General features: G+C 57.5%; 9 protein-coding genes and 1 pseudogene. 5 read left to right on the forward strand and 5 right to left on the reverse strand.

What is annotated here, in order from left to right:
- Positions 1-79: 79 nt before the first annotated feature.
- The 5 genes from ACSFB7_RS37500 to ACSFB7_RS37520 all read left to right on the forward strand — a co-directional run bounded on the left by ACSFB7_RS37500 (position 80) and on the right by ACSFB7_RS37520 (position 4,416).
- Entirely contained in the window at positions 80-964 is an 885-nt protein-coding gene (locus ACSFB7_RS37500; RefSeq protein WP_435477399.1) for a TauD/TfdA dioxygenase family protein, read from the forward strand.
- 40 nt (positions 965-1,004) lie between these two features.
- The gene (locus ACSFB7_RS37505; RefSeq protein WP_435477400.1) at positions 1,005-1,964 is read left to right on the forward strand and encodes an ABC transporter substrate-binding protein; all 960 of its coding nucleotides are present in this window, start codon (positions 1,005-1,007) and stop codon (positions 1,962-1,964) included.
- A 103-nt stretch (positions 1,965-2,067) separates the two neighbouring features.
- Entirely contained in the window at positions 2,068-2,829 is a 762-nt protein-coding gene (locus ACSFB7_RS37510) for an ABC transporter permease (RefSeq protein WP_435477401.1), read from the forward strand.
- Positions 2,826-3,605 carry an ABC transporter permease gene (locus ACSFB7_RS37515; RefSeq protein ID WP_435477402.1) on the forward strand — a complete coding sequence of 260 codons (780 nt, stop codon included), beginning with the start codon at positions 2,826-2,828 and terminating at the stop codon, positions 3,603-3,605. The genes ACSFB7_RS37510 and ACSFB7_RS37515 overlap by 4 nt, the downstream gene beginning before the upstream one ends.
- A 1-nt stretch (position 3,606) precedes the next feature.
- On the forward strand, positions 3,607-4,416 hold the full coding sequence (locus ACSFB7_RS37520) for an ABC transporter ATP-binding protein (protein WP_435477403.1): 810 nt from the start codon (positions 3,607-3,609) through the stop codon (positions 4,414-4,416).
- A 22-nt stretch (positions 4,417-4,438) separates the two neighbouring features.
- Here ACSFB7_RS37520 and ACSFB7_RS37525 read toward each other — a convergent pair whose 3' ends face one another.
- The 5 genes and pseudogenes from ACSFB7_RS37525 to ACSFB7_RS37545 all read right to left on the reverse strand — a co-directional run bounded on the left by ACSFB7_RS37525 (position 4,439) and on the right by ACSFB7_RS37545 (position 9,936).
- Positions 4,439-4,996, reverse strand: coding sequence for a MarR family winged helix-turn-helix transcriptional regulator (locus ACSFB7_RS37525; RefSeq protein ID WP_435477404.1), 558 nt, complete (start codon positions 4,994-4,996; stop codon positions 4,439-4,441).
- 133 nt (positions 4,997-5,129) lie between these two features.
- A pseudogene (locus ACSFB7_RS37530) lies at positions 5,130-5,859 on the reverse strand (IS5/IS1182 family transposase); the annotation flags it as partial.
- Positions 5,860-5,972: 113 nt separating this feature from the next.
- Positions 5,973-7,451, reverse strand: a complete 1,479-nt coding sequence (locus ACSFB7_RS37535) for a carotenoid oxygenase family protein (protein ID WP_435477405.1) — start codon at positions 7,449-7,451, stop codon at positions 5,973-5,975.
- Positions 7,452-7,511: 60 nt separating this feature from the next.
- Complete coding sequence (locus tag ACSFB7_RS37540; RefSeq protein ID WP_435477406.1) at positions 7,512-8,492, reverse strand: Bug family tripartite tricarboxylate transporter substrate binding protein; 981 nt, start codon at positions 8,490-8,492, stop codon at positions 7,512-7,514.
- A 40-nt stretch (positions 8,493-8,532) separates the two neighbouring features.
- The gene (locus tag ACSFB7_RS37545) at positions 8,533-9,936 is read right to left on the reverse strand and encodes an aldehyde dehydrogenase family protein (RefSeq protein ID WP_435477407.1); all 1,404 of its coding nucleotides are present in this window, start codon (positions 9,934-9,936) and stop codon (positions 8,533-8,535) included.
- Positions 9,937-10,326: the final 390 nt, after the last annotated feature.

Raw genomic sequence — 10,326 nt, forward strand, 5'->3', positions numbered from 1 at the left:
CTGACGCAATACACGCACACCGCGCCATCACAACCCTGACTCACATCTGCTTTTTCCGAAACACCAAGGACTCATTTCCGTGACTACCATCTACGACAACCCGCATAAATTCAAACGCATCAACGTTGCGCCAGTAAACAGCACCATCGGTGCAGAGATCACCGGTGTAGATCTGTCCAAGCCGGTGGACGAAGAAACCTTTGCCGAAATCCGTCAGGCCTTCGCCGACTATCTGGTGATCTATTTTCCCGACCAGCCGATCAGCCATGAGCAGCACCTCGCGTTCAGTCAGCGCTTGGGCAGCCTGATGAACATTCCGCAGTTGCATTCGGTTGAGGGTAACCCGCTGATCCACATCATCAAGCGCGATGCCGACGATATGGGCCGCGTGATCGGCGAGTCCTGGCATGCCGACAGCACCTACTTCGACGAGCCGCCTGCGGCCGTGATCATGCGTGCAGTCACCGTTCCCGAATTCGGGGGTGACACCGGCTTTCTTAGCATGTATGCGGCTTATGAAACCTTGTCGCCCAAACTGCGCTCGGTGTTGGACACGTTGTCAGTCGTACACAGTGCTACCCGCATCTACGGCTCGGCGTACCACGCGCAGAATCGCAAATTCAGCGCCAGCAGCGCCAAGACAGACCTAGACATCGCCGCCGGCGACCGCGAAACCGTTCACCCCCTGGTTTGCACACATCCTGTGTCGGGTCGGCGATTCCTTTTTGTCAACTCCGTCTACGTGCAACGCTTCGAAGGCATGACAGAGGCGGAGAGCCGTCCTTTGCTGCAATTTCTTTACGACCATAGTGCACGCTTCGAAAACACTTGTCGCATCCGCTGGAAGAAAGACCAGTTGCTCATCTGGGACAACCGTGCCTGCATGCACAAGGCGATCCCCGACTACGTCGGTCGCGCACGCTACATGACCCGCACGACGCTGGCTGGCCCACGTCCCGCCTAGTTCCCTCCCCTATACATTCAACCAACCAAGGAGACTTCCCATGACCGCCCTTTCACTGCAACGACGCATCCTGCTTGGCCTGGCCCTCGCCGGCGCTCTGGTAGCTGGCAACACCAACGCGCAGGCCAAGCCGCTCGTGATCGTGAACGCTGGCTTTGTGCCTGTCACCGATGTGGCTGCGCTGTACCTTGGCGAGGAAGTCGGTATCTTCAAAAAGCACGGCCTTTCCCTCAAGGCCAGCGTCGCATCCACCGGCGCCGTGCCTGCCGTCATGAGCAGCGAGTTTCACTTCGGCTTCAGCGCGCTGGTGAACTTGTTGCAGGCCCGTGACAAGGGCCTCCCAATCAAAATCATTGCGCCGGGTTCTGGCTCCACCGGCATCGCAGGTGCCGATGTTTCCATGATCCATGCCAGCCCCAAGAGCGGCATCAAGTCTGCGAAGGACTTAGAAGGTAAGACGGTGAGCGTGAACGCGCTGAACGGCCTGCTGCAATTGTTGGGCAAAACCGCGGTCAAGGCCGACGGCGGCGACCCAAACAATGTGAGATTCATCGAACTGGGCTTTGCCGAAGCGCTGGCCGCGCTGCAGGCCGGGCGCACCGACGCGATGATCGCCGCGGAGCCGTTCGGCACCGCTGCCATGAACTCAGGCTTCCCGCCCATAGCTTCACCGTTCCAAACGATGGCGAAGAACGGCATGCTGACGTCGGCATATTTCACGAGCGATATGCAACTGAAGACCAACCCCGAATTGTTCAAACAATTGCAGGCAGCCATCACGGAATCGCTTGACTATGCGCAGAAGAATCCGGAGCAAGTCCGCACACAACTGCCTAAGTTCACCAAACTCGGCCCTGACGTTGCCGCTAAATTGATCCTCCCGCGTTTCATGACCAACGTCCCGCGAGAATCTGTCGAGCTATTCTCGAAAGCCGGCCTAGAGTTTGGCATGCTCACCAAGCCGGCTGTGTATGACGAACTGGTCTGGAACGGGAAGTAAACTCATGTCAGCTGGCCATGGGACGCTTGGACCAACTACTCAAGGGGCCGGAGCGGCGCGCGCCCTCAAAGTCGCGCGCCCGGATGGCGCGGCATTGGCTCGCATGGCGACCGGCTTTGCCGGCGTCGTTGTACTCGCTCTTCTGTGGGAAGTCGCACCGCGATACGGCTTGATCGACAGCAGTTTCTTTCCACCGCTGTCGGCTGTGCTGATCAAGCTTCGCGAGATAGGAAGCACACCCGAGTTCTGGGCATTCCTGGCGGCCACGGTACGCACTTGGGTGCTGGGACTGATCATAGCCACAGCGGCGGGTGTCGTTGTGGGCCTGTTCGTCGGCCTCGTGCCTGGCGCGCGTCGCTACACGCACTCGACGATCGAGTTCCTGCGCCCGATTCCTTCCGTTGCATTGATTCCCGGCGTGATCCTGATTTTCGGCTCGCGCTACCAATCAGGCGTGGTGCTGATCACCTACGCGGCTTTCTGGCAGGTGCTGCTGCAGATGCTATACGGCCTGAACGACATTGACGCTGTGGCACGCGACACCGCGCGTTCCTTCCGATTCACTCGAACCGGCTTCGTACGGCACGTCGCATGGCCGACGTTGCTGCCTTTCCTGTTCACGGGTGTGCGTCTGGCAGCAGCCATGGCGCTCGTACTTGCGGTGACTGCGGAAATGGTCATCGGTAGCCAAGGGCTGGGCCGCGGCATCGTCGTCGCCCAGATGTCGAACGCAACGGCAGATGCTTATGCATATGTACTGGTTGCCGGGCTCATGGGAATGGCAATCAACGTACTCGCCCGCGTGCTGGAAATTCGCATCCTGCGCTGGCATCCGAGCGTGCGCCGCCTTGGAGAAAAGAAATGATCAACATTGCATTCCGCAAACTGCTGGTTGAGCTGGCGTTGCCGCTGGTGCTGTTTGCGCTGGTCTATGCGTTGAGCGCGAACTCGACCAATTTTTACTTCCCGTCGCTCGGTGCGGTGCTCAAGCAGTTCAACCTGCTGTGGCTCGGGCCCCGCTTCTTCACTGATGTGCTGCCCAGCCTCGAACGCCTCCTGGCGGGCTACCTGCTCGCCAGCGTCGGCGGCGTTGCACTCGGAATTCCTATCGGCACCTGGGCCCCACTGCGCCGTGCAGTAGAACCGGTGCTCGAATTTTTCCGGGCAGTCCCTCCTGTAGCGATGATTCCATTGCTGATCGTAAGCATGGGATTCGGGGACGCAATGAAGATCACGGTAATCGTGGCCGGTGCGATCTGGCCGATCCTCCTCAACACGGTAGAGGGTGTGAAGGCTGCCGACAATGTTCTCGATGACACCTGTCGCACCTACCGCATCCGTGGCCTGGGCCGACTGCGCCATTTCGTTTTGCCGAGCGCGTCGCCGCAGATCATCGTCGGCATGCGATTGGGCTTGTCGATCGGCATCGTGCTGATGGTGATCAGTGAGATGTTTGCGGCCCTGGACGGACTGGGCTCAGCCATCATCTATTTCCAGCGTAGCTATGAGATACCGCAGATGTGGAGCGGCGTACTGATGCTCGGCCTGTTTGGCTTCGCGTTGTCGGTTGTGTTTCGGCAGTTTGAGCGCCGAACACTGCGTTGGTACTACGGCATGCGCGACCTCGAGAAAAACAACTGACATGACAACCACAACGATACCCCCCACCACAGACACCGCCGTCGTCTCGGTCCGTAAACTCAACAAGGTCTATGAGTCGAAGGAGCGCCGCGTTGAGGCCATCGGCGACCTGAGCTTTGACGTACGCCCGGGCGACTTCACCTGCATCGTTGGCCCTTCAGGCGCCGGCAAGACCACGCTGCTCAAATGCTTGGCCGGCTTGCTCGCACCCACGCGCGGCTCCGTCAGCGTTAACGGCCACCAAGTCGATTCGCCGCCAGAGGAAATGGCTGTGGTGTTTCAAGAATACGGGCGTAGCCTGTTCCCGTGGAAGACAGTGCGTGAGAACGTCGAGTTGCCGCTGCGTGAGCGCAAGGTGCCCAAGACCGAACGCGACACGGCGGTGCAGGCGGCTCTCGAAGCCGTTGCGCTGGGTCACGTTGGCGATTCCTACCCCTGGCAACTTTCGGGTGGTATGCAGCAGCGCGTGGCTATCGCGCGAGCCGTGGCCTATAAGCCCAAAGTAATGGTACTAGACGAGCCTTTCGCGGCGGTGGATGCGCAGACCCGCGCCGATCTCGAGGATCTGATGCTGCAGCTTTGGTCAGAGTTCGGGCTGACTCTGATCTTCGTGACGCACGACATTGATGAGGCCGTGTATCTGGGTCAGCGCGTGCTGGTACTTTCAACTTCGCCGACACGTGTACTGGACGACATCGCTATCGACATCCCCGGCCCGCGCAGCCAGTCCGAAACCCGTGTCGAGCCACGCTTCGCAGAATTGCGTACACGCGTCTACGCTGGTATTCAGCGCGCGAAGACCGGCCGCTGAAGCTTATTACAAAGCCTTCACGTCATTCCGCGTTCATGTGGGGCACCTGCCGCTCCACACGCCGCAGGAGCGTCCACAATTGCTCGACCTCTGCAGCGGTGAAACCGTCGATCAGCCGCTTGTTGCGTCTTCGCGCGGAATCGCGCAGCTTGCGGTAGATCTCGGTGCCCTCGGGCGTGAGTCGCACGATGGCGGCGCGGCCCCGCCGCTTGGTCTGCTCAACCGAAACGAAGCCTCGCTCCTCCAGCACTCGCACGCTCTTGCTCGCGGCCGCATAGTCCAAGTCGGCCATCTCGGCAACCTCGCGCACGATGAATTCAGCACCTCCGCCCACGGCCATCATGGCACGCCATTCGGACATACCGAGGTTGAAACGCGAGCGATAGTGATTGGAGGCCCCATTGGCCAAACGGTTGGCTACCCCCATGATGTAAGCGGAAAGGAAGCGGTTCACCGACGCGTGCGAGCCGTCCACCGGAGCGGGCTTCGATGCTGCGCGAACCGGCGGAACAGCCACCGCAATCATTGCGGTGGTTTTTCTAGCCTTGGGCGCAGTACTCAACGGAACTTTCTCGGTCATGCGTCGAGCATGCCATAAAAACCACCGATGCGACCGCTCATTGAGATGTCAATATTGCCAGGACATCTCGATGTTCAGGGCAGCTCCGGAGTTGATGCGTTCAATGCCCCGCTTGTTGGCGCCGATCCAATCAACCGATATTGTGCGCACGAAGTTTGACCACTTTGCGCAGCCGCTTGCACCGCTTGGCGTGGCCGTAGCGGCCGGTTCTGCGCCGCAGGGTGCTGCCCTCGCGTGCGAAGGTCTTTTTCAAGGCGATGCCCGCCCGTTTGGCCGCAGCCACCACCTGACGGGCAATCTCCAGCAGGAGCGAGTCCACCGGGTGAGCAATCGCCTTTTCCTGAACGGTGGCGTCCACGATCACGCGCTCGAACTCGGCTGGCTTGATCGCCTTGCTGTGCACCGCAGTGTCGATGGTGGCCTTCAGGAGTTCTTCGACGTCGGCCTCGCCCAAGGCCGAGCGGAAGCGCCCGATCTGGGTGGTGTCTCAGGGCAAGCGCGGCTCGTAGAAGGTCATCCCGCTGAAGGGCTGCCAGACCATGTTCTCGGGCCACGCTTTGCTAATTCTTGATGGCTGAGTTGTAAGTGCGCTTGACGTACAGCAGGCTGGCCATCATAAGGATGGGAAGGCGCAGGCAGCCTGCTGCGGCAACGCCGGCGCCGGCCAGTCGCAGCGAAGGGCCGAAGAGATCGTCGTATCGAAGACTCGGCCGGTGCGCGCCTGGCGCATAAGTACGGGGTCAATGCCACCTCGATCTGGGCCCGGGGAAAACGGTTTGCAAGCACTGCCAGCGGGTGGCGAAGGTCGATCATCTCGACCGGGCGCGGGCGGAAAGGTCGGCTGTTTCGGTGGCCTGGAGCAGCGCACATCTCTCAGCAATCGGCTGCCGGTTCAACGATTCTCGAGGGCTTAGGTGCACCGTTAAAGAGCCACGCAGCCAGTGTTCAAGCGGGATGCGGTGATTTGCAGGGGCGACTATTTATCTTGACCGCTTCGCCATGTTCCATGAAACCCGTACGGCACACGCTTAGGCAGTTCCACCCGCGCGACTGGGCCTCTCGAAATGTTCACCGCATCGAATATCAAGAGGTCGCTGCGCTCGCGCTGAGGATCGAATGCAATTGTCAAAATCCAGCCATCTCCTTCGGGCGATGACGCATTCCTGGCGACGAACACCGGTTCAAGCATGCCTAAGTCACCATCGGGAGTGCAAGTACGAACCTCTTTTGTCTCAACATCGACATGCACTAACGTGTCAAATGAAGATCCCGCACGATACTCGCCCAAGCGCGCAACGTAAAAGGCACTTCGATAAGGTAAGCCCGCAAATCTCTCGTCAACCCGCGGGAACTCACCTTCTATCTCACACAACAGCTCTTCGGTATAGCCCTCGCCTGGCTGATCGAGTTCAAAGGTCCAGCGCACGAGCCGCGCCATCCCGTCTTTAATCCAACCCGGAGTGTTTCTACCCGTCACGTCCGGAAAGAGTGGCATCTTGTCGAACTTCATCACATCGGCCACCAATAAATGTCGCCCATCGCGGGACACGTCAAAAGCATTCATCGGATGAAAGACGAAGCATGCTGGACCAGTGAACCATCGCATCGACGCCACACCCGCATCGCGCCGCATTATCCCAATGCGGGTGGGCAGACTCGGATCCCAAGCAACGAGTGGTCCACCCTCTGCCACGCGCTGCACATCTATAGTTGCCGGAAACACGGGAAACAGCACATGCTCCCTCGTGGCAAGGAAGTCGTGAAGCGCACTGCAATAGGGTGCCTGAAACCGTTCCTGACGAACAATGCCGCCGTGTCGATCGATGACGAAGTACACAATGTCTCGTGTCCCCGGCCCAGCTGCTTGGTAGCCAAACGCCAGCATCTCCCCCGTCTCCGGGTCGATCTTCGGATGAGCCGTCATTGGCCCCGTATATTTCCCGTCGAAACTTGTTGTTCCAAGCGTCGCCAACGAATCACCGTCAAGCAAGATCGGTCGGTTTGTTTCTCCCAATGCATAAAGTCGGTCGCCGTGCCACACGGCGTTGGTCCCGGCCCATTCCATCGGCAACTTGAGCGGCTTGACCTCGGACGGCTCATTCGAGCCCTTCAAAAGTTCTTTGGCTAGCGCTGCGTTGAATACCTCCTCGTACGAGGTTGCGACCAAGCGACGGCTCTCGGCTTCCTGTGCTTTGAATTGCTGGGTTCTAACCCAGCGGTTCGTATATGAGACGCGCCCTTCTTGGATATTCACGGCATGCACCATGCCCTCACCCAAAAACCAGTGGTGCTTATCGGCGATTGGAGGGAACATCGGGTTTGGCCCATTGCGATACAGCGTGCCAGACAAACCATTAGGTATGACCCCTTCAATTACCTTGAGATTTGAAACCTCAACTTCTTCATGGACTGGGGCATAGTTACCGACAAACGCCGGGTGTGTGACATCATTCATGTGGTACCTTTTAATGACTATGTGCCTGCGCTGGGGGCATCATTGAAAGCGAAATTCAATTCAGTCTGTCTGGATCTGCGCTTTCAGTATGTATCCACGCCAACGTTCGTTGTCGCTTTTCACCGCAGCTGCAAACGCACCAGGCAACTCTTCAGGAATGGGTTCCAATGCCATGGCTTGCACGGTATCTTTCCAGAGAGCGCTGCTTGTGATCTTTCCAATTCCCTGCTGCAGTTTTGCAAGGGCCTTTGGATCGAGATTCCCCGGGCCGAAGAGGCCCAGCCAACTGCCTTGTTCGAAACCTTTCAGCCCGGCTTCGGCGAGTGTCGGAACGTCAGGGAACTGGGCAAAGCGCTGCGGAGCCGCTGCCCCGAGAAGGACCAATCGACCATCTCGGGCGTAGTTCATAGCCGTCATCGGCGAATCGAACATGATGTCAACACGTCCACCAAGAAGATCCTGAAGCGCCGCCGCGCTTCCCTTATAAGGCACGTGAACCAGATCGATTCCCGCTACTTGATTCAACACTTCGCCAAAAATGTGCGACCCCGATCCGATACCGGCGGACGCGTATGTGAGCTTGCGGGGATTGGATTTCGCATAATTCAAGAACGAACTCAGGCTTTGTGCTTGTAAGCCCGGCCGAGCAAGCAATGCGAACGATCCTCTTGCCGCCCGCGCAATGGGTGTGAGCCCTTTGAGGGCATCGAACGGAAAGCTCTTCATGACATGCGGCGTCTGAGTGATCAAGCCGTCAACGGTATATAAGAGCGTGTAGCCATCTGCCGGTGCTCGCGATACTTCCGCCGCACCAATTGCACCGCCCGCTCCAGGTCGGTTGTCGACGATAACCACGCCGCCTAATGTTGAACTTAGTTCCTTGGCAAGTATGCGTGCCTGCACGTCAGTCGGCCCGCCTGGTGAATAGGGGACGACTATCCTTATCGTTTTGGTCGAAAGGGGAAATTCTTGTGCATATGCACTCTGAAAAAATGGCGTAGCGCAGCTCAAGAAGGCGAGGAGGCAATTTCTGATTTTCATAAGGATTCCAGCTTTTCTCTCAATTATTTCGAACATGAAATCACAACCTCACGTTCACGATGCGATGCTGCAAGAACTCACCCAATCCCTCAATGCCCAGCTCTGTGCCAAAGCCCGATTGCTTTAACCCCCTGAAAGGCACGTCGTAGCGCATGGCCATGTGATGGTTGACCCAAACGGTACCGGCTTGAATTCGACCTGCAGTTTTAGCGCCGACCGCTGGATCTGATGTCCACACAGTGGCGCCGAGTGCGTATGGACCGTCGTTGATTCGTGCGATTGCTTCGTCTACATCCCTATAACGAAGGACGGGTAAGACAGGGCCGAATTGCTCCTCTGCTATCAAAGGAGAACTGTCGTTCAGGTCGGCAACGATTGTCGGCGGAATAAAATAGCCAGGTCTATCGATCGGCATGCCGCCGGCGAGGACACGGCCGCTCGTCGAAGCCTCTTTGATCAGGGCACTGACTCGTTCAAATTGGGCCAAGTTCTGTACTGGACCCATTTCGGATGCCGGGTCCATTCCGTCGCCAACTATAGTGTCATTAGCCAGTCGAACGAGTTCGACATTGAAGGCATCGTGGAGACGGTCCGGGACATAAACGCGCTTTATCGCCACACAGACCTGGCCCGCATTCACCATAGCGCCTGCATATACTTTGGCGGCTACTTCTTTCACGTCGGCATCTTCCAGCACCAGGGCCGCATCATTCCCACCCAGCTCCAAAGTAATCCGCTTGAGCGAGCCGGCCGCAGCCTCCATAACGCGGCGGCCCGTCGCCGTGGAACCCGTAAAGCTCACTTTTGCAATGCCAGGGTGATTTGTCATACAAGCCCCCAAGTCGTTTCTGTCCGCAATGACGTTCACGACCCCAGCAGGAAAAATCGTATGGCAGAGCTCGCCCAGAAACAGGGTTGTCAGAGGCGTAGTCGGCGCTGGCTTTATGACGACGCAGTTGCCTGCCACCAATGCTGGCGCCAACTTGTTGACGAGCAGGGCCAATGGGAAGTTCCACGGCGTAATGATGGCGACGACACCGAGCGGAAATACCTGGTCAAGGATTCGCGAGGAAGAACTGGATTCCCGCACTATTTCGTTGATTTCCAAACTTGCAAGATCACGAATGCGCTTCGCGCTGACGTCGACCTCTGCCTTCGCATAGCGCAGTGGCTTTCCTTGCTCCGCCGTCAATAGCTCTGCAAATTCTTGCGTTCGTTCGCACAGCGCATCCGCGAGCAACCCGAGTAGTTTTTGGCGATGAAGCCACCCACTTCCATCCCACGCTCTGAAAGCTCTTGAAGCGGCAGCTACAGCCATATCGAGCTGCTTGCCGTCAGCGACCGGCGACTCCGCTACTACCTCCTCCGTCGACGGATTGATTACTCTCATAGTTGATGCGCCGTGAATCAGCAACCCATCAATCAATAGCTTGAAATCTTTCATTTTTGAATTTTCATGTTCTTTAATTTAATTTCATCGACTGAGACAGCATTGACTAAATCCGCTAACTCTACCAAATCGGTTTCGACAGCTATCAAGCAAGAGGTCTTGCTAGCGCGACGATACAGCCGAAGTCGCCAAATATTTAACGGTAAATATTTCAATTCTTGGGAAGCCGCATAAGAAGATGGCCTTTAGACTTCACCTAATAGACGCAGACGCCTACGATGCCACCTAGAAGGGATGGTGCAGATGTGAAGGCATCCAATCGAGAGACTCTTTCAGGTGGGCGTGGGCACAGCAGGACAGTGAATTAATTCGCAGCCGTAACCTCTACCTTCTCGTCACCTTAAAAACAGTCCGTCATTCACCTTTTTTTGCCCATACGTCTAT

This window comes from Variovorax raffinosi, from assembly GCF_051216615.1.
Classification (GTDB): Bacteria; Pseudomonadota; Gammaproteobacteria; order Burkholderiales; family Burkholderiaceae_C; genus Variovorax.